The sequence below is a fragment of the Quatrionicoccus australiensis genome (assembly GCF_020510525.1).
Lineage (GTDB): Bacteria > Pseudomonadota > Gammaproteobacteria > Burkholderiales > Rhodocyclaceae > Azonexus > Azonexus australiensis_B.
This window is the reverse complement of the sequence record NZ_CP075188.1, coordinates 3,775,779-3,800,534: the sequence shown is the minus strand read 5'-3', so window position 1 is coordinate 3,800,534 and position 24,756 is coordinate 3,775,779. Positions and strand designations below refer to the sequence as shown.

Genomic DNA, 24,756 nt, shown 5'->3' with positions numbered 1-24,756 from the left:
GTTCTCCCCCCTTACAGCGCGACGCGACGGAAGTCGGCCAGCAACTGGGCGATATAGACATTGAAGCGGGTCGCCAGCGCACCGTCGATGACGCGATGGTCGGCGGTCAGCGACAGCGGCAGGACAAGGCGCGGCACGAATTGCTTGCCGTCCCAGACCGGCTTCATCGCCGACTTGTTGACGCCGAGGATTGCGACTTCCGGTGCATTGACGATAGGTGCAAAGTAGGTGCCGCCGATGCCGCCCAGGCTGGAAATCGTGAAGCAGGCACCGGACATGTCGGCCGGCTTGAGCTTGCCGTCACGTGCCTGTTTGGCCAGATCGCCGGATTCCTGCGCCAGTTCGAAGACCGACTTCTTGTCGACGTTCTTGACCACCGGCACGACCAGGCCGTTCGGGGTGTCGGCTGCGAAACCGATGTTGAAGTACTTCTTCAGCACCAGGTTGTCGCCGTCGAGCGAGGAATTGAATTCCGGGAACTTCTGCAGGCCCTTGACGCAAGCCTTCATGAGGAAAGCGAGCATCGTGAGCTTGGCTCCGCCACCCTTTTCGTTTTCCTTGTTGAGCAGCACGCGGAAGGCTTCGATATCGGTGATGTCGGCATCTTCGTGATACGTGACGGCCGGGATCATGACCCAGTTGCGCGACAGGTTCTGGCCGGAAATCTTCTTGATGCGCGACAGCGGCTTGACTTCGATCTCGCCGAACTTGGCGAAATCGACCTTTGGCCAGGGCAGCAGATCGAGCACGCCACCGCCGGTGACGCCACCGGTCGACGCTGCCACAGGGCCGGAAATGGCACCGGACATGACGCCCTTGACGTACTTGGTCAGGTCTTCCTTGACGATGCGGCCTTTCGGACCGGTGGCCGGAACCTTGGACAGATCGACACCGAGTTCGCGGGCATAGGCACGGACCGAGGGCGAGGCATGTACCTTGGCGCCGAGCGGCAGGGCCGGGGCAAGCGCGGCGGGTGCGGCGGCAGCCGGAGCGGCGACCGGCGCAGCTGCCGGGGCTGCAGCAGCAGGAGCCGGAGCAGCGGCCTGCACTGCGGCGACCGGGGCCGAGGCACCGGTTTCAACCTTGATCAGGACCGTGCCTTCGCCGACCTTGGAACCGAGCTGGACGAGCACTTCCTTGACGACGCCGGCAACGGTGGACGGCACGTCCATGGTTGCCTTGTCGGATTCGAGCGTGGCGATCGCGTCGTCGACCTTGATGTTGTCGCCAACCTTGACGAACAGGTCGATGACCGGGACTTCGTCAAAGTCGCCGATGTCCGGCACCTTGACTTCGACCACGCCACCGCCGGCCGCGGGGGCGGCTGCCACCGGTGCGGCAACCGGCGCCGGCGCTGCGGCCGGAGCGGGAGCTGCAGCGGCCGGGGCGGCGACGGCAGCGGCGCCACCGGTTTCAACCTTGATCAGCAGGGCGCCTTCGGCAACCTTGGCGCCGAGCTGGACGAGAACCTCGGTGACCACGCCGGCTACCGTCGAGGGCACGTCCATCGTGGCCTTGTCGGATTCAAGCGTGACGATGGCGTCGTCGACCTTGATCGTGTCGCCGACCTTCACAAACAGTTCGATAACCGGGACTTCGTCGAAATCGCCGATGTCCGGGACTTTGACTTCAATGATTTGGCTCATGTCGTCTCTCCCTCGTTAAACCGACATCGGGTTGGGTTTGTTCGGGTCAAGGTTGTACTTGACCAGGGCGGCGGCAACCTTCTCGCGTTCGATCTCGCCGTTGTCGGCCAGTGCCTTGAGGGCAGCCAGCGTCACCCAGTGACGGTCGACCTCGAAGAAGTGGCGCAATTTCTCGCGGGTGTCGGAACGGCCGAAACCGTCGGTGCCCAGCGTGACATACGGTGCCTTGACGAAGGGACGGATCTGCTCGGAGAATAGCTTGATGTAGTCGGTGGCGGCGATGACCGGGCCCTTGGCGCCAGCCAGTTTTTCTTCGACGTGCGACAGCTTCGGTGCTTCGAGCGGATGCAGCAGGTTCCAGCGCTGCACGTCCTGGCCGTTGCGGGCCAGTTCGTTGAAGCTCGGGCAACCCCACAGGTCGGCTTCGACACCCCAATCGGCCTTGAGCAGATCGGCGGCGGCGATGACTTCGCGGAAGATGGTGCCGGAGCCGAGCAACTGGACGCGCGGGCCGGCAGACTCGGCGCCCTTCTTGAACGAGTACATGCCCTTGATGATGTCGGCTTCCGAGCCGGCCGGCATTTCCGGGTGCTCGTAGTTTTCGTTCATCACCGTCAGGTAATAGAAGACGTCTTCCTGTTCCTGGAACATGCGGCGCATGCCGTCTTGCGTCACGACGGCGACTTCGTACTGGAAGGTCGGGTCGTAGGAGATGCAGTTCGGGATCAGGTTGGAGAGGATCAGGCTGTGGCCGTCTTCGTGCTGCAGACCTTCGCCGTTCAGCGTCGTGCGACCGGCGGTGCCGCCGATCAGGAAGCCGCGGGCGCGTTGGTCGCCAGCCGCCCAGCACAGGTCGAGGGTGCGTTGCAGGCCGAACATCGAGTAGCAGATGTAGAACGGAATGGTCTGGACGTTATGCACCGAGTAGGAGGTGGCGGCAGCGATCCAGTCGCTCATCGCGCCGGCTTCGTTGATGCCTTCCTGGAGGACTTGGCCGGTCTTCGATTCCTTGTAGAACATCAGCTGGTCGTGGTCTTCCGGCACGTAGTTCTGGCCTTGCTGATTCCAGATGCCGACCGAGCGGAACATGCCTTCCATGCCGAAGGTGCGCGATTCGTCCGGCACGATGGGCACGACGTTCTTGCCGACATTCTTGTCCTTCAACATCATGTTCATGATGCGCACGATGGCCATCGTCGTGGACAGCTCGCGGCCTTCGCCGGATGCCTTCAACAGGGCGGTGAAGCTGTCGAGCGCCGGGATGGCGAGCGGCTCGGCCTTGCGGCGGCGCGACGGCAGGAAGCCGCCGAGATCCATGCGGCGCTGGCGCATGTACTGGTACTCGGGCGAGTCTTCGGCGAACTTGAGGTAGGGTAGTTCGGCCAGCTTGTCGTCCGGCACCGGCAGGTCGAAACGGTCGCGGAAACGGCCGATCTGCTCGATGTCCATTTTCTTTTGCTGGTGCGAGATGTTCATTGCTTCGCCGGCCTGGCCCATGCCGAAGCCCTTGATGGTCTTGGCGAGGATCAGCGTCGGCTGGCCCTTGTGGTTAACGGCGGCGTTGTAGGCGGCGAAGATCTTGAAAATGTCGTGGCCGCCGCGGTTCAGTTGCCAGACCTGGTCATCGGTCCAGTCGGCAACCAGTTCGCGCAGTTCCGGCGTGTTGAAGAAATGCTCGCGCACGTAGGCGCCGTTCTTGGCCTTGAAGGTCTGGTACTCGCCGTCGCACAGTTCCATCATGCGTTGCTTCATGATGCCCTTCTTGTCGCGCTGGAACAGCGTGTCCCACTGCGTGCCCCAGACCAGCTTGATGACGTTCCAGCCGGAACCGCGGAATTCGGATTCGAGTTCCTGGATGATCTTGCCGTTGCCGCGCACCGGGCCGTCCAGGCGCTGCAGGTTGCAGTTGATGACGAAAATCAGGTTGTCGAGCTTTTCGCGACCGGCCATGCCGATGGCGCCGAGCGATTCGACTTCGTCGGTCTCGCCGTCGCCGAGGAAGGCCCACACCTTGCGATCACCGGCCTTGGCCAGTCCGCGCGAGTCGAGGTACTTCATGAAGCGGGCCTGGTAAATGGCCTGGATCGGGCCGAGGCCCATCGAAACGGTCGGGAATTGCCAGAAGTCCGGCATCAGCCACGGGTGCGGGTAGGACGAGATGCCCTTGCCGTCGGTTTCCTGGCGGAAGCTGTCCATCTGCTCCTCGGTCAGGCGGCCGAGCATGAAGGCGCGAGAATAGACGCCAGGTACGGAGTGGCCCTGGAAGAAGATCAGGTCGCCGCCGTTGTCGGCCGACGGGGCGCGCCAGAAGTGCGAGAAGCCGACGTCGTAAAGCGCGGCAGCCGAGGCGAAGGAGGCAATGTGGCCGCCGACGTTGGTGTCCTTGTTGGCACGCACGACCATGGCCATGGCGTTCCAGCGGATGTAGGAGTGAATCTTGATTTCCATGTCCGCGTTGCCCGGGTACTTGGGCTGCTGATCGGCGGGAATGGTGTTGATGTATTCGGTATTGGCCGAGTAGGGGATGTCCACACCCTGCAGGCGCGCCTGGCCGATGACTTTCTCGATCAGGTAGTGGGCCCGGGTCGGGCCTTCCTGGGAAATGACGCCGTCGAGGGCGTCGATCCATTCTTTGGTTTCCTGCGGATCTACGTCGGCAGGGTCAGGCAGTGCGTTGGGCTGATTGGCCATGGTTTTGTCTCCAAGATTGGTCTTCATTCTGTTTTGCCTGTTGAGCAAAACAACTCTAGCGCTTAATGGGTCGGTTCGCGAGCCCGTGTTTACACCTACTTGATTTTTCGCATTGTAAAAACAAAGTTCGCATCGTGCAATATCCCGTGCATATTTTTCCTGCCGCGAAAGTCATTCAAAAAAAATCCGCGAAGGGGTTGCGCTGTATCAAATCGAGGCTTGTTGCACGCTTTTAAAATTGAAGGCTTTGCGATTGATTACGGGAGTTTTCATGGCGGCAGTTATGCCTGCACCGGCGGCCAGCCGGTTGTTTTTGTCCGGCAACGAAGCAGTGGCACGTGCCGTCTGGGAATCCGGTGTCAAGGTCGCTGCGGCCTATCCGGGAACGCCGGCCACGGAGATGCTTGAAGTCATTTCGACCTATCCGGATCTCTATGCCGAGTGGTCGGTCAATGAAAAGGTTTCGCTGGAAGTCGCGATTGGTGCGGCCTATGCCGGCTCGCGCGCCTTCTGCTGCATGAAGCATGTCGGCATGAACGTCGCCTCCGATGCGCTGATGACGCTGACCCTGACCGGTGTGGTCGGCGGCCTGGTGATCGCCATCGCCGACGACGTCGGCCTGTCGTCCTCGCAGAACGAGCAGGATTCGCGCTACTGGGGGCGTTTTGCCCACATTCCGCTGTTCGAGCCGGCCGACTCGCAGGAAGCCTACGAGATGACCAAGCAGGCGTTCGAACTCTCCGAACAGTTCCAGGTGCCGGTCATCCTGCGCATGACGACCCGCATCAACCACGTCAAGGCGCTGGTCACGGTCGGCGAGCGCGTGCCGCACAGCGGTGCCGGCTTCAAGAAGGAACCGGGCCGTTTCGTGATGGTGCCGGGCAATGCCGGCAAGCGCATTCCGCTGATGTTCGAGCGTGACGGTCAACTGCGTGAAATGGCCGAAAACTCGGCGCTCAATGTGCTCGAGCCGGGCAGCGACCGGCGCGTCGGCTTCATCACCTCCGGCCCGGCCTACATGCATGTCAAGGAAGCCTTCCCGGACGCACCGGTATTGAAGCTCGGCTTTTCCTGCCCGCTGCCGTTCAACAAGTGCCGCGAGCTGGTGGCGCTGGTCGACCAGGTTGTGGTCGTCGAGGAAGTCGAGCCGCTGGTCGAAACCGAACTCAAGGCGGCCGGGCTGGCCGTGCTCGGCAAGGACATCCTGCCGCGCCAGGGCGAGCTGTCGCCGAATGTGCTGAAGCCGGCGATCGCCAGACTGCTTGGCGAAGAAGTGCCGGCCGCCCAGGCCGTCGCACCGCTGCCGGTCTTTCCGCGGCCGCCGACGATGTGCGTCGCCTGCCCGCATCTCGGCGTTTATTACACCCTGTCGCAGGTGCGCAACCTGACCATTGCCGGCGACATCGGCTGCTACACGCTCGGCGCCGGGCATCCGTGGAATGCACTCGATACCTGTGTCTCGATGGGTGCTTCGATGGGTGTCGCGCTCGGTCTCGACAAGGGCCGCGGCGAAGCCGACAAGGACAAGCGCATCCTCGCCGTGATCGGCGATTCGACCTTCCTGCACATGGGCATGCAAGGCCTGCTCGACATGGTCTACAACAAGGGCAATGTCACCGTGCTGCTGCTCGACAACCGCGCGGTCGGCATGACCGGCGGCCAGAACAATCCGGGCAACGGCTACGGCATCCATGGCGAGGAGGCGCCGCGCGTCGATTTCGTCAAGCTCGTCGAGTCGCTGGGCGTCAAGCCGGAGCGCGTGCACAAGGTCAATCCCTACGAACTGCCCGTGCTGTTCAAGACCATACGTGAAGAAGTGAAGGTGCCGGAAGTCTCGGTCATCATCACCGACCAGCCCTGTGTGCTGGTCAAGGATTATCACAAGCTGAAGCCGTTTACCGTCGTCGAAGACAAGTGCACCGGTTGCGGCAACTGTATCGACGTCGGCTGTCCGGCCATCCACGTTACCCGGCGCGGCCAGGAAACCAAGCCGAACGGGCGGGTTGTCGATCTTGCCTTCGTACGCATCGAGTCCTCGGTATGTACCGGTTGCGGCCTGTGCGTGCAGCCCTGTGCACCGAAAGCCATCGAGCACTACGTCCCGGTCTCGCCGATTGCGCTGGTCAAGGGAGGCTGTCACTGATGAGCGCTACGACCAACATTCTCGTCGTCGGCATCGGCGGCCAGGGCGTCATGACCGCTACCGAAATCCTTGCCGAAGCGGCGATCGCGCTCGGCCAGGATGCCAAGAAAACCGAAGTCGCCGGCATGGCGCAGCGCGGCGGCGTCGTTTCGTCGCACCTGCGTTTCGGCGCCAAGGTCCTGTCGCCGCAGATCACGCCGGGCACGGCCGACGTGCTGCTCGGTTTCGAGTCGGCCGAAGCGATGCGCTGGCAGCACATGTTGCGGCCGGGCGGTATCACCTTGATGAATACGGCGCGCCTGGTGCCGCCGGTGGTCGAACTCGGTTTGTTCGACTATCCGGTCGACCCGATTGCCGAGGTCAAAAAGGGCGGCAACAAGGTCGTCGCCTTCGACGCGACGACCATCGCGCTCGAACTCGGCGACATCCGTCTGGGCAATACCGTGATGCTTGGTGCGATTGCCGATCACCTGCCGTTCTCGGCCGATGATCTGCTCACCTGCGTGCTGCAGCGTTTCCAGCGCAAGGGCGAAAAACTGGTCGAGCTGAACCGGCGGGCTTTTGCCGCCGGGCGGGCGGCGGTGGGCGCGGCCGAGGCTGCGCTGGCCTGATTCTGGTAAAATTCAGCCAATTCAAAGGGAAAGGCGCCCGCCTTTCCCCTTTTCATTTCTGGTGGAGGCGACGATGACGGCACAAATTATCGACGGCAAGGCCCTGGCTGAAGAACTGCGCCAGGGATTCAAGGCGCGCGTGGAAGCGCTCACGGCCAAGGGCCACAAACCCGGCCTGGTGGTCATTCTGGTTGGTGCCGATCCGGCCTCCGAAGTCTATGTCCGCAACAAGGTCAATGGCTGTCTGGCGATCGGCATGCACTCCGAGAAGATTACCTACGACGCAACGGTCGACCAGGAAATCGTGCTCAAAAAGATCGCCGAGCTGAACGCCGATCCGGCGATTCACGGCATCCTCGTGCAACTGCCGCTGCCCAAGCATTTCGACGAAGAAAAAGTGCTCGAAGCCATTGCTGCCGACAAGGATGTCGACGGCTTCCACGCCGAGAACGTCGGCGCGCTGGCCCAGGGCAATCCGCGTTTCATCCCGTGCACGCCCTACGGCGTCATGAAGATGTTCGAGAAAGGCAATGTCGATCTGAACGGCAAGGAAGCCGTCGTCATCGGCCGTTCCAACATCGTTGGCAAGCCCATGGCCCTGCTCCTGATCAATGCCGGCGCCACGGTCACCGTCTGCAATTCGCGTACGCGCGACCTGAAGTTCCACACCAGCCGTGCCGACATCGTCGTTGCCGCGGTCGGCAAGCCGAAATTCGTGACCGGCGACATGATCAAGCCGGGCGCTGTCGTCATCGACGTCGGCATCAACCGCCTGCCGGACGGTAAACTCTGCGGCGACGTCGATTTTGCCGACTGCCTCGCAACCGCCGGCCAGATCACGCCGGTGCCGGGTGGCGTCGGCCCGATGACCATCACCATGCTGCTCGCCAACACCATCGAGGCGGCCGAGCGCAAAGCAGCCGGAAACTAATTCACCGGATTGTTGACCAAGGCCAGCCGACGCGGGCCCCGGTCCCGCGACTTTCATCTATCCCCTTATTCCTGAAGGAAAAAACATGAGCAAAGAAGTCCTGGTTGGTATCGTCATGGGTTCGGACAGCGACTGGCCGATCATGAAGGCCGCCGCCGAAACCCTGAAGAACCTGGGCATTCCTTACGAAGCCAAGGTGCTGTCGGCGCACCGTACGCCGGATCAGGCGCTCGACTACGCCGCCACTGCTGCCGAACGCGGTATCAAGGTGCTGATCGGCGCTGCCGGCGGTGCTGCCCACCTGGCCGGCGTGCTCGCCGCCAAGACGCAGATCCCGGTGCTCGGCGTACCGATGCCGTCCAAGCACCTGATGGGTCTCGACTCGCTGCTCTCCATGGTGCAGATGCCGGGCGGCATTCCGGTTGCCACCTTCGCCGTCGGCGAAGCCGGTGCGACCAATGCTGCGCTGTTCGCCGTCTCCATCCTCGCCCTGGGCGACGCTGGTGTCGCCGACAAGCTGACCCAGTTCCGTGTCAACCAGACCGAAAAGGTTCTGGCCAAGACCCTGCCGGATCTGGTCTGAGCCCTTGTTGCCACTGAGCCCGGACTATGACCGCGCCGTCGCGCTGCTGCGCGCCGGCGAACTGGTCGCCCTGCCGACCGAGACAGTGTACGGTCTGGGCGCGGACGCCGCCAATCCGGCGGCGGTCGCGAAAATCTTTGCCGCCAAGGGGCGGCCGGCCGATCATCCGCTGATCGTGCATTTGTCGGGTCACGACGCGGTCGACCGCTGGGCGGAGCAGGTTCCTGCCGTCGCCTGGGAGTTGATGGAAACCTTCTGGCCCGGCCCGCTCACCCTGATTCTGAAGAAACAGGCCTGGGTGCCGGACGCCGTGACCGGCGGCCAGGACACTGTCGGCCTGCGCGTTCCCGGGCATCCGGTGGCGCTTGAGCTGCTGCGGCGTTTTGCTGCGGCAACCGGCGAACACGCCGGTATTGCCGCACCTTCGGCCAACCGCTTCGGGCGGATCAGCCCGACCACGGCCGAGCATGTGCGCGAAGAACTCGGCGACCGCGTCGCCATGATCCTCGACGGCGGAGCATGCGCGGTCGGCATCGAATCGACCATCGTCGACTGCTCGCGTGACGAGCCGGTGGTGCTGCGTCCCGGCCATATCGCGCCGGCCCATCTCGAAGCCGTGCTCGGGCGTCTGCCGTCGATCGAGACGGCGAGTGGCGCGCCGCGCGTCTCCGGTTCGCTGGCCGCACATTACGCGCCGCAGACGCCGATGCGCCTGGTCGCTGGCGAACGTCTGCTTGATTTCATCAATGCCCAGCGTCACAAGGGTGACCGCTGCGGTGTCATCGCCCACAGCCAGCCGCCGCAGGCCGGCATGCCGCACGCCTGGCAGCTGCTGCCGGCTGACCCGGTCGGCTACGCGCACGGCCTGTATGCCGCCATGCGCGACATGGACCATGCCGGTGTCGACCTGATCGCCGTCGAAGCGCTGCCGGAAACCCCGGCCTGGGCGGCCGTCGCCGACCGCCTGCGGCGCGCCGTCGCCGGTGCCGGGCAGTCCTGAGTTCAGGTGCATGCTATGCTGACATCTTGAGGTGAGAGATTTCATGTTCAGCCAGAATTTTCGTTTCCTGCCTGCGCCGTTTGTTCTTGGTGACCAGTTGCTCGACAGTCAGCACGAAGGGCTGTTCGAGTGTCTGGATGCATTGAAGAAACTCTCTGACGATGTGTCCGGCTACAAGTGCAATGAAATCATGTCGGAGCTGACCGGGAAAATGGCCCAGCACTTCGATTACGAAGAAGCCCTGATGAAAAAGATCGGCCTGCAGGGCGAGTTGTTCGAGCAACATGTGGCTGCCCATACCGAGATCATGAACGAGATGTCCCTGATTCACCTGACCTCGATCTCGGACGGTTATGGTGCAGCCGAGTTTCTCGCACCCAAGGTTTCCGGCTGGGTGCTGCAGCACATGATGAAGTTCGATCTGCTGCTGAAACCGCTGATCGAGGATGCGCAGCAGCGGCGCTGAACGCTGGTTTTGTCCGGGTAGTGAATGTCCGCCGCGAGCGGACATTTTTGTTTTCGCATCCGCGAAAAAAAACGAGAGCTTGCAAGCTCCCGGATGGTGGAGACGGGCGGGATCGAACCGCCGACCTATTGATTGCGAACCAATCGCTCTCCCAACTGAGCTACGCCCCCATGCCGCTTATTCTAGCGGCTTAAGATGCGGACGGGAATAGCTGAAAAATGTGCACTTGCAGCATTTTTGTCACTTAGGGTTTTCCCTCGCCCCCCTTGTCAAGCCCGCCGCTTCTACGAATACTGCAAGCGGGCGTCAGGAATAAAAAAATCAGCTTGCCGCCTGCTGCCGTTGCGCTTGCCGCCACGGCCAAAAACAACAGACCAATGGAGTCGAGACATGACACTTTCTGCCAAGGTGCGTACGCACAAGCTATCTTCCAATGCCACCCTGTGTACCTCGGGTTACAACCAGGTCGGCGCCGATTCGCCGGCGATCGAGGCGATGACCGATTTTTCCCGCGTGCATGCGGTTACGATCAGTGCCGCGGCTTCGCTGCCGGAAGCCAATGCCACGATGATCTCGCGCGGCGTCCGCCTGCTGATGGTGGTCAGTGCCGATGAAGAGGTGCTGGGCCTGATCACCGCCCGCGACATCCTCGGTGAACGGCCGTTGCAACTGGCCCAGGCCCGCAATGGCAAGCGCGACGATCTGACGGTCCGTGACCTGATGTGCCCGCTCGCCAACATCGACACGCTCTATCTCAACGAAGTAATGCACGCCCGCGTCATCGATATCCTCAATGCCCTGAAAAATCAGGGCCGGCAGCACATCATGGTGGAAGACGTCGATCCGGCAACCGGTCTGCCCCGCGTGCGCGGCATCTTCTCGGCGACCCAGATCGGTCGCCTGCTCGGCGTGCCGGTCCTTGGTTTCGAGCTGGCCTCGACCTTTGCCGAAATCGAAGCCGCGCTCGCCAACTGATCACGACCAGATGACTACCCGGGAAGAGCTTCAATTACTGGCCAACCAGTCGCTGTTGGCGCATTTTGCCGATGTCTGTGCCGGTGTGGTGATTGTCGATGCCAGCGCCAACGTGGTCTGGATGAACGATCACTACCCGCGCCGCCTGCATATCGCCGACCCGGCGGCGATGATCGGGCAGCCGGTCGAGAAGATCATCCCGAACAGCCAGATGCGCCAGGTGGTCGAATGTGGCCGGCCGATCATGCTCGATGTCATGGATTTCGAGGGTGACTCCTTTGTCGTCACCCGTCTGCCGCTGCGCAATGCCGAGGGCACCGTCGTTGGCGGGGTCGGCTTCATGATTTTTGACGACCTGCGCCATCTGGCGCCGGTGGTCAGCCGCTACCAGAAACTGCGTCTGGACCTGGCCGAGGCCGAGCGCAAGCTGGCCGATGCCCGGCGCACCAAATACACCTTTTCCAGTTTCATCGGTGCCGGGCCGGCCTGCAGCAGTCTCAAGCAGGCCGCCCGGCGGGCATCGCGGACTTCTTCGTCGGTGCTGATTCTCGGCGAAACCGGTACCGGCAAGGAATTGCTGGCGCAGGCGGTGCATGCCGCCAGTCCGCGCGCCAACGGCCCCTTCGTGGCGGTCAACATTGCCGCCGTGCCGGAAAACCTGCTCGAAGCCGAATTCTTTGGCGTGGCACCGGGCGCATTTACCGGTGCCGAGCGGCGCGGTCGTGATGGCAAGTTCAAACTGGCCGATGGCGGGACGCTGTTTCTCGATGAAATCGGCGACATGTCGCTGGCGCTCCAGGCCAAGTTGTTGCGTGCCCTGCAGGAGCGCGAGTTCGAGCCGGTCGGTTCGAACAAGCTGATTGCGGTCGACGTTCGCATCATCGCCGCGACCAGCCGCAATCTGGAAGAAATGGTTGCCGCCGGCAGCTTCCGCGCCGACCTCTATTACCGGCTGAACGTCATCCTGCTGCGCACGCCGGCCCTGCGCGACCGGCCGGAAGACATGGCGCTGCTTGCCGAACATCTGATCGAGTCGATTTGCCGCCTGCAGGGCATGGCTCCGCACGGGATCAGCCTGGCGGCGCTGAGTCGGCTGCAACAGCACGACTGGCCGGGCAATGTCCGGGAGCTGGCCAACGTACTCGAACGGGCGCTGCTGATGAGCGATGGCGATGTGCTCGAGGCCGAGGATCTCGACCTGGTCATGCCGAAACCGAAAGCGCCAGCGAATTTCGCCGGTGCCAACGTCATCGGCATTGCCGAGGCGGTGGCCAGTGCCGAACGTGCCGCCATTCTTGCCGCCTTGCGCAACAGCCATGGCAACAAGGTCCAGGCGGCCCGCCTGCTGGGCATTTCGCGCGCCGCACTTTACGAGAAGATCGCCATACTGGGTGTGGACGCGCACGCAGCTTGAGCTGTCCGTCATTGCGGACACAATGTCCGGACCGGCTGACAGAAGCGGGAAGTGGCCGGCGTCAGGAAAGTGGTGATATTCAGCTGATTCAATGACTTGAACATCCTGGCATGGGCCGTGCACTGAGGGTTGCTCCGCAATAAAATCCAATGGAGACAACAGTGGACTTCCTGATCGTTCTGGCCGCCCTGGCCTGCCTGATGCTCGTCGCCTATCGCGGCTACAGCGTCATCCTTTTCGCTCCCATCTGTGCGCTTGGCGCCGTTCTGCTGATCGACCCCAGCCTGGTGGCGCCGATGTTTACCGGCCTGTTCATGGACAAGATGGTCGGTTTCGTGAAGAACTTTTTCCCGGTCTTCCTGCTCGGTGCGGTGTTCGGCAAGGTGATCGAGCTGTCCGGTTTCTCGAAGGCGATTGTCGCCTCGGTGATCAACCTGATCGGGCGGGAAAGGGCGATGCTCGCCATCGTCGTCGTCTGCGCCCTGCTGACCTATGGCGGCGTCTCGCTGTTCGTCGTGGTCTTCGCGGTCTATCCGTTTGCCGCCGAAATGTTCCGTCAGGGCGGCATTCCGAAGCGCCTGATTCCGGGCACGATTGCGCTCGGCGCCTTCACCTTCACGATGGATTCCCTGCCCGGTACGCCGCAGATCCAGAACATCATCCCGACCACTTTCTTCAAGACCGATATCTACGCCGCGCCGTGGCTGGGTACGATAGGCGCGCTGTTCATCCTGGTTTGCGGCATTTCCTATCTCGAATGGTGTCGCCGGCGGGCGGCTGCCGCCGGTGAAGGTTACGGCGACGGTCACAGCAACGAGCCGGAGGCCTTCGAGCACGAAAAGCTGGTTCACCCGCTGATCGCCATCCTGCCGCTGGTCATGGTCGGCGTCATGAACAAGGTGTTCACCAATGCCATCCCGCTGCTCTATGGCGAGAAGGTTTCCTTCATTCCGGCGGTGATCGGCAAGGCGGCGCCGGTGGTGCAGCAAACCAAGGCCGTGGCCGCCATCTGGGCCGTTGAAGGCGCCCTGCTGGTCGGTATTGCCACCGTCTTCATCTTCGGCTGGCGCGCCGTTTCCGCCAAGTTTGCCGAAGGCAGCAAGAACGCTATCGGCGGCGCCCTGCTTGCCACCATGAACACCGCTTCCGAGTATGGCTTCGGTGCCGTGATCGCGGCGCTGCCCGGCTTCCTGGTGGTCGCCAATGCGCTGGGTTCGATCCCGAATCCGCTGATCAACGAAGCCATTACCGTCACCGCGCTGGCCGGCATCACCGGTTCCGCTTCCGGTGGCATGGGCATCGCGCTGGCGGCAATGGCCGACACCTTCATTGCCAACGCGCAGGCGGCGGGCATTCCGCTCGAGGTTTTCCACCGGGTGGCCTCGATGGCTTCCGGCGGCATGGACACGCTGCCCCACAACGGCGCCGTCATCACGCTGCTGGCGGTGACCGGTCTGACGCATCGCCAGTCGTACAAGGACATCTTCGCCATCACCTGCATCAAGACGCTGGCCGTCTTCGTGGTGATTGCAGTGTTCTACATGACTGGTATTGTCTGATCAGCGATAAAAACAAATAGCGAGGAGATTGATCATGGCCCTTTCCCGTCACCCGATGGCGAGTTCGTTGCGTGCTTCCGATACCGGCAAGGTGGTATCGGCCGCCGACGCCGTTCGTCTGATCAAGGATGGCGACACCGTTGCCACCGGCGGTTTCGTCGGCATCGGTTTTGCCGAGAACATTGCCGTGGCGCTCGAGGAGCGCTTTCTCGAAGCCGCCGAGCGCGACATTCACGGCCTCGGCAGTCCGCGCAACCTGACGCTGGTCTACGCGGCCGGGCAGGGTGACGGCAAGGAGCGCGGTCTCAATCACCTCGGCCACGACGGCCTGGTGGCGCGGGTGATCGGCGGCCACTGGGGCCTGGTGCCGAAGTTGCAGCAACTGGCCGTGGCCAACCGCATCGAGGCTTACAACCTGCCGCAGGGCGTGATCGCGCATCTCTTTCGCGACATCGCAGCCGGCAAGCCGGGTTCGATCACCAGCGTCGGCCTCGGCACCTTCGTCGATCCGCGTTTCGGCGGCGGCAAGCTCAACGAGAAAACGACGGCAGACCTCGTCCGCCTGATGGAAATCGACGGCGAGGAATACTTGTTCTACAAGGCCTTCCCGATCAACGTTGGCATCATCCGCGGCACGACGGCCGATCCGGACGGCAACATCACCATGGAGAAGGAAGCGCTGACCCTGGAAGCGCAGGCGATCGCGATGGCGGCGCGCAACTCGGGTGGCCTGGTCATCGCCCAGGTCGAGCGCATTGCCGAACGCGGCACGCTCAACCCGCGCCAGGTGAAGATTCCCGGCATCCTGGTCGACTGCGTGGTGGTTGCCGAAAAGCCGGAATATCACATGCAGACCTTCAGCGAGCCGTACAGCGCGGCCTTCGCCGGCGAACTCAAGGTGCCGATGTCGGCGATTCCCGCGATGCCGATGAGCGAGCGCAAGATCATCGCGCGCCGTGCGGCGCTTGAGCTGACGGCGAACGCCGTGGTCAATCTCGGCATCGGCATGCCGGAAGGCGTCGCCAATGTGGCCGCCGAGGAACAGGTCATCGACCTGCTCACCCTGACCGCCGAACCCGGCGTGATCGGCGGTGTGCCGGCCGGCGGCCTGAGTTTCGGCGCCGCGACCAATGCCCAGGCGATCATCGACCAGCCCAGCCAGTTCGACTTCTACGACGGCGGCGGTCTCGACATCGCCTTCCTCGGCCTGGCCCAGGCCGACAAGGAAGGCAATCTCAATGTCTCGAAATTCGGCCCGCGCCTGGCCGGCGCCGGCGGCTTCATCAACATCTCGCAGAAAGCCAAGAAAGTCGTCTTCGTCGGCACCTTTACCGCCGGCAATCTCGACGTAGCGGTCAACGCCGGAAAACTGGCCATTTTGCAGGACGGCGCCTCGGTCAAGTTCGTCGATGAAGTCGAGCACCGCACCTTCAGCGGTTCGCAGGCGGCCAAGGTCGGCAAATCGGTGCTCTACATCACCGAGCGCTGCGTCTTCCGCCTGACCGCGGCCGGTCTCGAACTGATCGAGATTGCGCCCGGCGTCGATCTGCAGAAGGACATCCTTGACCGCATGGACTTCCAGCCGCTGATGCCGCAGCCGCCCGCCTTGATGGACGCGCGCATCTTCACCGAGGAACTGATGAGCCTGCGCCCCGACATGCTGGAGCGGCCGCTCGCCGAGCGTCTTTCCTACGATGCCGCGCAGAACCTCTTTTTTGTCGATTTCGCCGGCCTGTCGGTGCGCAGTGCGAGTGACATCGCGCGCATTCTCGAGGCGGTCGAGGCGCACCTCGCGCCGCTCGGCCACAAGGTCAACGCCATCGTCAATTACGACCGCTTCGCCATCGCGCCCGAACTGATCGACGACTACATCGCCGTCGTCAAGGGCATCATGGCGCGCCACTACCATCACGTCACGCGCTACACGGCGAGTTCCTTCATGCGCCTGAAACTGGGCGAAGCGCTGGCGCGCCAGCAGATCACGCCGCATCTTTACGAAAGCGCCGACGAGGCGCAGGGGCAACTCGGCGCGCATTGAATCCGGCGGTGCGGCCGCCGGCGATGACATTGGCGAGGGGCAAGGTATCATTCGCCAATTCTTGGCGGTCGACACAGGTTTTTCTATGAATTTCATTTCCACGGGCCCGCTTGCCGGGCGCAAGACGCGCATTGCCCTTGCCCTGGCGGCGCTGCTTGCGCTCGGCGTTTTTGTCTTTTCCGGTGCTGGCGAAGCACCGCCGGCCGAGTCGGCCAAGCCCGCGGCTGCCGCCCGTCCGGCCCTGACCGTCAGCCTGATCACGCCGCAGAGCGAAGACTGGGCGCAGGTGCTGCCCGCCAACGGCAATGTGCTGGCCTGGCAGGAAGCGGTGATCGGCCCCGAACTGAGCAATTACCGGATCACCGAAGTGGCCGCCCAGGTTGGCGACAAGGTCAAAAAGGGCCAGGTGCTGGCGCGTATCGCCAGCGACACCGTGGCCAGCGAACTGGCCGAAGCCAAGGCGGCGGTGGCCGAGCTGGCCGCGACGGCGGCCGAAGCCAAGGGCAACAGCGAGCGGGCGACCGAGCTGAAAGCCAAGGGTTTCTACAGCACGCAACTCAACACCCAGTACCAGACGGCCGAACACACGGCGCAAGCACGTCTCGCCGCGGCGCAGGCGCGCCTGCAGGCGGCCGAAGTGCGCATGAGCAAGACGGTCGTGCTGGCCAGCGACGACGGCGTGATCTCGGCCCGTTCGGCCGTGGTCGGCTCGCTGACCCAAGCCGGGCAGGAACTGTTCCGCCTGATCCGCGGCAGCCGTCTCGAATGGCGGGCCGAAGTGCCGGCCGCCGATCTGGCGCGCGTCAAGCCGGGCGCCGTTGCGGCGCTGGTCAACCCGAACGGCGAGCGCGTCGTCGGCAAGGTGCGCACCGTGGCGCCCAGCGTCGATCCGCAGACGCGCAACGGCCTGGTCTATGTCGATTTGCCAGCTGATGCGCCGATCAAGGCCGGCATGTTTGCGCGCGGTGAGTTCGAATTGGGGCGCAGCCCGGCGTTGACCGTGCCGCAGGGCGCTGTCGTGCTGCGCGAAGGTTTTGCCTACGTCTTCCGCCTCGAGAACGCGACGGCGGACGGCGGCCGTGTCGCGCAGACCAAGGTCGGCATCGGCCGCCGTCTCGGCGAGCGCCTGGAAATCACCTCGGGCCTCGCGTCGACCGCGCAGATCGTCGAGAACAGCGCCGGCTTCCTGGCCGACGGCGATGCGGTCAAGGTCGTGGCGGGCGGCAAGCCGCAATGAACGTTTCCGCCTGGTCGATCCGGAACCCGACCCCGGCCATCCTGCTCTTCATCATGCTGACGCTGTTCGGCGTCATGGCCTTCAAGGCGATGAAGGTGCAGCAATTCATGGACGTCGATCTGCCCACCGTGACGGTCACCGCCTCGCTGCCCGGCGCGGCGCCGGCGCAGATGGAAACCGAAGTGGCGCGCAAGATCGAGAATTCGGTGGCGACGCTGCAGGGCATCAAGCACATCTACACCAAGGTGCAGGACGGCGTCACCGTCGTTACCGTCGAATTCCGCCTCGAAAAGGCGACGCAGGATGCGGTCGACGACGTGCGCGATGCCGTTTCGCGCATCCGCTCCGATCTGCCCGGCGACCTCAAGGACCCGGTGATCGCCAAGGTCGACCTGGCCGGCAGCCCGATCCTGACCTACACCGTCGCGTCGAGCCGGATGGACGACGAGGCGCTGTCCTGGTTCGTCGACAACACCGTCACCAAGTCGGTGCTCAGCGTGCGTGGCGTCGGCTCGGTGGCGCGCGTCGGCGGCGTGACGCGCGAAATCCGCGTCGAACTCGACCCGGCCCGCCTGCTCGCGCTCAACGCCACGGCTTCCGACATTTCGCGCCAGCTGCGCAAGATCCAGCAGGAAGCCTCGGGCGGCAAGGCCGACGTCGGCGGCATCGAGCAATCGGTGCGCACCATCGCCACCGTTGCCACGGCGAGCGAACTGGCGGCGATGGACATCCTGCTCTCGGACGGGCATCGCGTGCGTCTCGACCAGGTCGCGACGGTCAGCGACACGGTCGGCGAAAAGCGTTCGGCGGCGCTGCTCAACGGCAAGCCGGTGGTCGGTTTCGAAATCGTGCGTAGCCGCGGCGCCGGCGAGGTCGAACTGGCCGACAACGTGCGTGCCACGCTGGCCAAGCTGCGCCTCGAACACCCGGACATCGAGATCACCGAAGCCTTCAATTTCGTCGATCCGGTCGAGGAAAATTTCGAAGGCTCGATGTCGCTGCTGATCGAAGGCGCCATCCTCGCCGTGATCGTCGTCTGGCTCTTCCTGCGCGACTGGCGCGCCACCTTCGTTTCGGCGACGGCGCTGCCGCTGTCGATCATCCCGGCCTTCGCCGTGATGCACCTGATGGGTTTCACGCTCAATGTCGTGACCCTGCTCTCGATGTCGCTGGTGGTCGGCATCCTGGTCGATGACGCCATCGTCGAGATCGAGAACATCATGCGCCACCTGCGCATGGGCAAGACGCCGTTTGCGGCGGCGATGGAAGCGGCCGACGAAATCGGCCTGGCGGTGATCGCCACCACCTTCACGCTGATCGCGGTCTTTTTGCCGACCGCCTTCATGAGCGGCGTCGCCGGCAAATTCTTCGTCCAGTTCGGGTGGACCGCTGCGATTGCCGTGTTCTTCTCGCTCGTCGTCGCCCGCCTGCTGACGCCGATGATGGCGGCCTACATCCTCAAGCCGCTCGCGCATGCGGATCACGAACCGCGCTGGCTGACCATCTACGGCGGCTGGGCCGCCTGGTGCCTGAAGCATCGCCTGCTGACGATGGCGGCCACCGTCGTTTTCTTCGTCGGCTCTTTCGCGCTGGTGCCGCTCTTGCCGACCGGTTTCCTGCCGCCCGACGATCTGTCGCAGACGCAGGTTTACATCTCGCTACCGCCCGGTAGCACCTTCCCGGAAACCCTGGCCGCCGCCGAGCAGGCGCGCGCCATTGTCGAGCAGAACAAGCATGTCCGGATGGTCTATACCGCCATCGGCGGCGGTGCGGCCGGCAGCGACCCGTTTGCGCCGCGCGGTGCAAACGAGGTGCGCAAGGCAACGCTGACCATCAACCTGACGCCGCGCAAGGAACGCGGCGGCGTCACCAAGCAGGACGTCGAGGCCGATTTCCGCGCCCGTCTGGCGGCGATTCCCGGCGTCCAGCTCAAGGTTGGTTTCGGCGGCTCGAACGAAAAGTACGTGCTCGTGCTGGCCAGCGAAAACGGCCCGGTGCTCTCTGCCCACGCCCGCCTCGTCGAGCGCGACCTGCGCAGCATTCCCGGTATCGGCAACGTGACCTCGACGGCCAGCCTGGTGCGGCCGGAACTGGTCATCCGCCCCGACTTCGCGCGCGCCGCCGATCTCGGCGTGACCTCGGCCGCCATCGCCGACACGCTGCGCATCGCCACCGCCGGCGACTACGACCAGGGCCTTGCCAAGCTCAATCTGGCGCAGCGCCAGGTGCCCATCATCGTCAAGCTGCCGCCTGCGGCGCGCCAGGATTTGAGCCTTCTGGAGCGGTTGACCGTACCGGGCAAGTACGGCCCGGTGATGATCGCCAATGTCGCGACCCTGAGCATTGCCGGCGGCCCGGCCGAGATCGACCGCTACGACCGCCTGCGCAACATCAATTTCGAGATCGAGCTGAACGGTCAACCGCTCGGCGAAGTCGAAAAAGCCGCGCTCGCCATGCCCAGCCTGAGCAAGCTGCCGCCCGGCGTGATCCAGACCACGGTCGGCGACGCCGAAGCGATGGGCGAACTGTTCCAGAGCTTCGCTCTCGCCATGGCGACCGGCGTGCTCTGCATCTACATCGTGCTGGTGCTGCTGTTCAAGGATTTCGTGCAGCCGGTGACCATCCTGGCGGCGCTCATCCTCTCCGTACCGGGGGCCTTCCTGGCGCTCTTCCTGTCGCACACGGCGCTGTCGATGCCGTCGATGATCGGCCTGATCATGCTGATGGGCATCGCCACCAAGAACTCCATCCTGCTCATCGACTACGTCATCCTCGCCCGCCGCGAACACGGCCTCGACCGCTGGAGCGCGCTGCTCGACGCCTGCCGCAAGCGGGCGCGGCCGATCATCATGACCACCATCGCAATGGGCGCCGGCATGATGCCGATCGCGCTCGGCATCGGCACCGACCCCAGCTTCCGCGCCCCGATGGCCATCGTCGTCATCGGCGGCCTGATCACCTCGACCTTTTTAAGCCTGCTGGTGATTCCGGTGGTGTTTACCTATATCGATGATCTGATCGGCAAGGTGCGGGGCGGATTGGGGATGAAGGGGCAGTGAGGGGCTTGATGAACATCGCTTGCTCCGTCTCCAGTTCAAAGCAAATTGCTCATGCCATGGGTTTTTTGTAGAGACAAAAAAGAATTGCCCAGCCGAATTTCTGCCTCTACAATAAATCAAGTGAATACATTTGATCCGGACAAGGATGCAAGCAACAAGGCAAAGCATGGCGTCTCACTCGCTGACGCCGGGCTGATTGACTGGAATGCTGCTCTGGTCTGGGCGGATGAGCGCAAGGTATATGGTGAGACGCGTCTGGTTGCTCTCGCGCCGATTGATGACAGGTTGTTCTGCTGCGTCTATGTCGAGCGCGATGGCCAGAGGCGAATCATCAGCCTGCGAAAAGCGAACAAGCGAGAGGTGATGTTTTATGTTGAAAACGATTAAAACCAGATCAGGGCGCGTCCTTGCGCTGCCTTCCGATGACGAGGACGCGGCAATCACGGCCGCCGCTCTGGGCGACCCGGACAATCAGCCATTGACCGCCGAGCAGCTCGGTCAATTCAAGCGCCGTGGCCGTCCGGTCGGAAGCAACAAGGCCAAGGTCAATCTGCGGATAGACGTGGACATTCTGGAAGCGTTCAAGTCCGGCGGCGAAGGCTGGCAGACCAGGATTAACGCTGCTTTGCGTGATTGGGTACAGCATCACTGATACTCGACCGGTTGTTTGCATTATGAACGCGCATACGTTCTCGGGCGGGAACCGGCCATTTGCAGCCACTCGTGCGGTCGCTCTTATGCGGACGTTGCCGCTCTGCTTAGAGTTTTGAAGGGGGCACGAAGTTGAGCCGCGCATGCCAAGCGGGTTGGATTTGGCTTGTCCTATTTTGTTTGAAAGTACAATAGTAGTAGTTATCCGCTTTACAACCCGCAATGCCATACTGAATCAGCGTTTCAATTTGTCTGATATTCCCGCATATTGGATGCAATTTGCTTCTGCTGCTGTTTAGATATTACAAATGAGAGTGCCGTTTCAAGGAAAGCCGATGAGTGACTGGGAAGACTTCTGTGAATCCAACGGGTGGAATGCTGGCTCACCTGATGACTACGACAAATTCCTAGATAGTCTGGAAGATAGGCCTCAAAAAAATAGGTTCATCGCGCTTTACCGGGGAAGCGGGGCTTGACGGATTGAAGCGGAGATAGGAGGCAGGGGTTCGGCGTTGGTAGATTGATCGTCGCCAAACAAGTCAATCTTCCAAACCCCTGCCATGTCGAATGCTATGTTGGCCCTTCAATTCTGGGAAGGGCATGTTGTTGATTCGTGTTGCGAAGAGGCCGACGGCTCTCTGCTGATCAGTCTCTCCGAAGCACCAGAAATACTCGCCTGTTGCGGATCCTGCCAAGCCCCTTGCGTTCTGGTTCACGAACGGAATCGGCGACGCATCAGAGAGCGCGACTGGTTTGATCGTCGAGTCTGGTTGGATGTGCCGATTCGCCGGATGGACTGCCATCACTGTGGTGCTCGGGTGGTGGAGCAGATTGCCTGGCTGGACAAGCGCAGCCGAATCACCCACCGGGTCCGGGCCTGGGTGGAAGCCCTGGCGCAACTCCTGCCGATTGCTCATGTCGCCCAACTGACAGGGCTTCACTGGCACACGATCAAGGCCATTGACCATCAGCGCCTGGAGCGCCTGCACGGTGAATTCAACGCCAAGGGGAGCCGGCGCTTGGTCATGGACGAGTTTGCGTTGCACAAAGGGCATCGCTACGCCACCGTCGTCATGGACGCCCAGTGCATGCGGGTACTCTGGGTCGGAGAAGGCAATAGTCGGGAGGCCATTCGGCCTTTCTTTGAATTGCTCGGGGAGGAAGCTTGCCGACAGATCGAAGCCGTCGCGATGGACATGAATACCGCATTCGATTTGGAAGTGCGCAAACACTGCCCCAATGCCGAAGTCGTCTATGACCTCTTTCATGTGGTGGCGCGCTTTGGCCGTGATGTGGTCGATCGCGTTCGCGTCGATCAGGCCAACGCCCTGCGCGAGCAACCCGCGGCTCGAAAAGTGATCAAGCGCAGCCGTTGGCTCCTGCTGCGCAACCGGGATAACCTGCAAGAGGAGCAGGCCGTCAAACTCGAGGAGTTACTTGCCGCCAACGCACCGTTGGCAACTGTTTATCTCCTGAAAACCGAACTCAAGGAAATCTGGTTTGCCCCGTCCGTCCGAGAGGGGGCACAACGGTGGCGGCGCTGGTATCGCCTTGCCATCGAAAGCCAACTTGCTCCCGCCATCCAGTTCGCTAGGCGATTACGGAAGTATCTCCGTGGGATTCTCGCTTCCGCCATCTACCCAATGAATTCCTCCATCCTCGAGGGCGTCAATAATCGGATCAAGGTCATCAAGCGCATGGCCTACGGATTTCGTGACTCAGCCTACTTCTTCCTGAAGATCAAGGCCGCATTCCCCGGTAAAGCGCGATGAACCAAAAAATAGCCCCAGAAATCAGGTCGACTTGCAATTCGGCACCTTCGATGAGGCCAAGGCGTGGGCGAAATCCAATGTCGGCAGATCATTTGCCCGCAATCCGCATGGACAGGGCTTCGTTCCCGTGCATAAGAAGGAAAACAAACGATGAAACAATGGTTTCACGATAAATCACAAGTAATCTTCTTTTTGACACTGTTTGTTTACATTGGCATCTGGGCGACGGTCTCATACATCGGCGTCTACGTAACCTACGTAGCGGGCCCGGTGCTAATTATTTCCGGAGTGGTGATGTACCTCACGAGACCGCGGGAAACAGAGCAATAAGCCATTGGGTGGCAAGCCTAGTGAAGACACTCTCTACTTCTTTCCAAGCCATCCAGCGAAAGACCACTTTGCGACCTAAGGCCTCCCGCGCCTCTCATGTCTAACATTGGATGTCGGCTTTCTATCATTTGCTAGTTCCGCTTAGGGCACATAGCCGACCCAGACTCAGGCACCTGCGGGTGCCTTTTCCTTGTCCAGATCCCCCTCTTTCCACCCCCACCCTGACCCCCAGCAACGAACCCGGTTACTATCCGCCTTCGCCAAAAAGAAAGTAGCCCGCCAGGAATGCAGACCGAAGTCAAAGAGAAGCCCGTTTACGCCGTTGCGGCGTCCGTCCAGTTGCCGCACGTCAGCGACATCGAATTCGAGGCCTCGCTGGCCGAGTTGCGGGAGTTGGCCAAGACGCTGGGCTACACCGTGGTGCGCACCTTCATCCAGAAGCGGGCGAGTTTTGATACGACGGGTTATCTCGGGATCGGCAAGCGCCAGGAAATCGAGCATTACGCGGCGCACGAAGCCGAGTGCGAGATCGAGGCCATTCTCGTCGATCATGAAATCTCGCCGTCGCAGGCGCGCAACCTGGAGAAGGAAACCGGCTGCGGCGTCATGGACCGCACCATGGTCATCCTCGAGATCTTCCACAACAACGCGCGTTCGCGTGCCGCCAAGGCGCAGGTCGAAATCGCCCGCCTCGGCTACATGGCGCCTCGCCTGCGCGAAGCCGCCAAGCTGGCCGGGCCGCAGGGCCGGCAGCGCAGCGGGGTCGGCGGCCGCGGCGCCGGCGAATCGCATACCGAACTCGACCGGCGCAAGATCCGCGACCGCATCGCCGAGCTGCAGCTCGAAATCGTCGCCATGGAAGCCGAGCGCAAGACGCAGCGCGCTCGTCGCCACGAACGCCAGGGCCTGGCCAGCGTCGCGCTGGTCGGCTACACCAATGCCGGCAAATCGACCCTGATGCGGGCGTTGACCGGTAGCGAGGTGCTGGTCGCCAACAAGCTGTTCGCGACGCTCGACACCACGGTGCGCACCCTGCATCCGGAAAGTGTGCCGCGCGTGCTGGTCAGCGACACCGTCGGTTTCATCAAGAACCTGCCGCACGGCCTCGTCGCGTCCTTCAAGTCGACGCTGGACGAAGCCCTCGACGCCGGCCTGCTGCTGCATGTCATCGATGCCAGCGACCCCGGTTTCGAGCGTCAGCTCGAAGTCACCGACCATGTGTTGGCCGAAATCGAGGCCGACGCGTTGCCGCGCCTGCGCATCTTCAACAAGATCGACCACGTCGGCGATGCCGCCGCCCAGGCCGAGTGCGAGGCCGAACTGCGCACGCGCTACCCCGGCTGCATCGTGATGAGCGCGCGCCGGCCGGAAGAGGTTGCGCAACTGCGCCTGGCCATCATCGCCTTCTTCCAGAAGGACCTGGTCGAGGCCGAACTCTTCCTGCCCTGGTCGGCACAGCAACTGCGCAAGGACGTCTACGCTGCCTGCGAAGTGCTCGGCGAAAGTGCCGACGAAGCCGGTGCCTTGTTCAAGGTGCGCGGCGAGCCGGCCGCCATCGAGCGTCTGCGCGAGGCATTTTCGGGTATTTCCGGCGGTTGACCGCTGGCGGCGGGACAAAACCGTTTTTCCCTGCCCGTCTCCTTAACACTC

General features: G+C 62.6%; 18 protein-coding genes and 1 tRNA gene. 16 read left to right on the top strand and 3 right to left on the bottom strand.

Translation table 11 applies throughout. The features are described from left to right. Positions 1–11: 11 nt before the first annotated feature. Together aceF and aceE are read right to left on the bottom strand one after the other, a co-directional pair. Complete coding sequence (gene aceF, locus KI612_RS17990) at positions 12–1,646, bottom strand: dihydrolipoyllysine-residue acetyltransferase (RefSeq protein ID WP_226441428.1); 1,635 nt, start codon at positions 1,644–1,646, stop codon at positions 12–14. 15 nt (positions 1,647–1,661) lie between these two features. Further along, positions 1,662–4,337 carry a pyruvate dehydrogenase (acetyl-transferring), homodimeric type gene (aceE, locus tag KI612_RS17985; protein WP_226441427.1) on the bottom strand — a complete coding sequence of 892 codons (2,676 nt, stop codon included), beginning with the start codon at positions 4,335–4,337 and terminating at the stop codon, positions 1,662–1,664. A gap of 271 nt (positions 4,338–4,608) precedes the next feature. On the opposite strand from aceE, the gene KI612_RS17980 reads away from it, so the two are divergent. The 6 genes from KI612_RS17980 to KI612_RS17955 all read left to right on the top strand — a co-directional run bounded on the left by KI612_RS17980 (position 4,609) and on the right by KI612_RS17955 (position 10,071). Continuing rightward, positions 4,609–6,480, top strand: coding sequence for a thiamine pyrophosphate-dependent enzyme (locus tag KI612_RS17980; protein ID WP_226441426.1), 1,872 nt, complete (start codon positions 4,609–4,611; stop codon positions 6,478–6,480). Continuing rightward, positions 6,480–7,091 (top strand): indolepyruvate oxidoreductase subunit beta, encoded by a 612-nt coding sequence (locus tag KI612_RS17975; protein ID WP_226441425.1) that lies wholly within the window; start codon positions 6,480–6,482, stop codon positions 7,089–7,091. Before KI612_RS17980 ends, KI612_RS17975 begins: the two co-directional genes overlap by 1 nt. A 73-nt stretch (positions 7,092–7,164) precedes the next feature. Beyond that, positions 7,165–8,022 carry a bifunctional methylenetetrahydrofolate dehydrogenase/methenyltetrahydrofolate cyclohydrolase FolD gene (folD, locus tag KI612_RS17970; protein WP_226441424.1) on the top strand — a complete coding sequence of 286 codons (858 nt, stop codon included), beginning with the start codon at positions 7,165–7,167 and terminating at the stop codon, positions 8,020–8,022. 85 nt (positions 8,023–8,107) lie between these two features. Beyond that, entirely contained in the window at positions 8,108–8,605 is a 498-nt protein-coding gene (gene purE / locus KI612_RS17965) for a 5-(carboxyamino)imidazole ribonucleotide mutase (protein ID WP_226441423.1), read from the top strand. Positions 8,606–8,612: 7 nt separating this feature from the next. Then, positions 8,613–9,605, top strand: a complete 993-nt coding sequence (locus KI612_RS17960; RefSeq protein WP_226441422.1) for an L-threonylcarbamoyladenylate synthase — start codon at positions 8,613–8,615, stop codon at positions 9,603–9,605. A 43-nt stretch (positions 9,606–9,648) separates the two neighbouring features. Then, a complete protein-coding gene (locus KI612_RS17955; protein WP_226441421.1) occupies positions 9,649–10,071 on the top strand; it encodes a bacteriohemerythrin in 423 nt (140 codons plus the stop codon). Positions 10,072–10,165: 94 nt separating this feature from the next. Here KI612_RS17955 and KI612_RS17950 read toward each other — a convergent pair. Further along, positions 10,166–10,241, bottom strand: a tRNA-Ala gene (locus KI612_RS17950). Between the two features lie 220 nt (positions 10,242–10,461). Here KI612_RS17950 and KI612_RS17945 point away from each other — a divergent pair. From KI612_RS17945 to hflX, 10 genes are all read left to right on the top strand, one after another. Then, the gene (locus KI612_RS17945; protein WP_226441420.1) at positions 10,462–11,046 is read left to right on the top strand and encodes a CBS domain-containing protein; all 585 of its coding nucleotides are present in this window, start codon (positions 10,462–10,464) and stop codon (positions 11,044–11,046) included. Between the two features lie 10 nt (positions 11,047–11,056). Beyond that, positions 11,057–12,460: a sigma-54 interaction domain-containing protein gene (locus tag KI612_RS17940; RefSeq protein ID WP_226441419.1), complete on the top strand. Its 1,404-nt coding sequence runs from the start codon at positions 11,057–11,059 to the stop codon at positions 12,458–12,460. Positions 12,461–12,621: 161 nt separating this feature from the next. Then, positions 12,622–14,019, top strand: a complete 1,398-nt coding sequence (locus KI612_RS17935) for a GntP family permease (RefSeq protein ID WP_226441418.1) — start codon at positions 12,622–12,624, stop codon at positions 14,017–14,019. Between the two features lie 34 nt (positions 14,020–14,053). Beyond that, complete coding sequence (locus KI612_RS17930; protein WP_226441417.1) at positions 14,054–16,057, top strand: acyl CoA:acetate/3-ketoacid CoA transferase; 2,004 nt, start codon at positions 14,054–14,056, stop codon at positions 16,055–16,057. A gap of 85 nt (positions 16,058–16,142) precedes the next feature. Beyond that, on the top strand, positions 16,143–17,294 hold the full coding sequence (locus KI612_RS17925; protein WP_226441416.1) for an efflux RND transporter periplasmic adaptor subunit: 1,152 nt from the start codon (positions 16,143–16,145) through the stop codon (positions 17,292–17,294). Continuing rightward, positions 17,291–20,353 (top strand): efflux RND transporter permease subunit, encoded by a 3,063-nt coding sequence (locus tag KI612_RS17920; protein WP_226441415.1) that lies wholly within the window; start codon positions 17,291–17,293, stop codon positions 20,351–20,353. The genes KI612_RS17925 and KI612_RS17920 overlap by 4 nt, the downstream gene beginning before the upstream one ends. Before the next feature lie 120 nt (positions 20,354–20,473). Beyond that, positions 20,474–20,740, top strand: coding sequence for a BrnT family toxin (locus KI612_RS17915; RefSeq protein ID WP_226441414.1), 267 nt, complete (start codon positions 20,474–20,476; stop codon positions 20,738–20,740). Then, positions 20,724–21,005 carry a BrnA antitoxin family protein gene (locus tag KI612_RS17910; RefSeq protein WP_226441413.1) on the top strand — a complete coding sequence of 94 codons (282 nt, stop codon included), beginning with the start codon at positions 20,724–20,726 and terminating at the stop codon, positions 21,003–21,005. Before KI612_RS17915 ends, KI612_RS17910 begins: the two co-directional genes overlap by 17 nt. Before the next feature lie 559 nt (positions 21,006–21,564). Beyond that, positions 21,565–22,776, top strand: coding sequence for an ISL3 family transposase (locus tag KI612_RS17905; protein WP_226441412.1), 1,212 nt, complete (start codon positions 21,565–21,567; stop codon positions 22,774–22,776). Positions 22,777–23,391: 615 nt separating this feature from the next. Continuing rightward, positions 23,392–24,705, top strand: a complete 1,314-nt coding sequence (hflX, locus tag KI612_RS17900; RefSeq protein WP_226441411.1) for a GTPase HflX — start codon at positions 23,392–23,394, stop codon at positions 24,703–24,705. Positions 24,706–24,756: the final 51 nt, after the last annotated feature.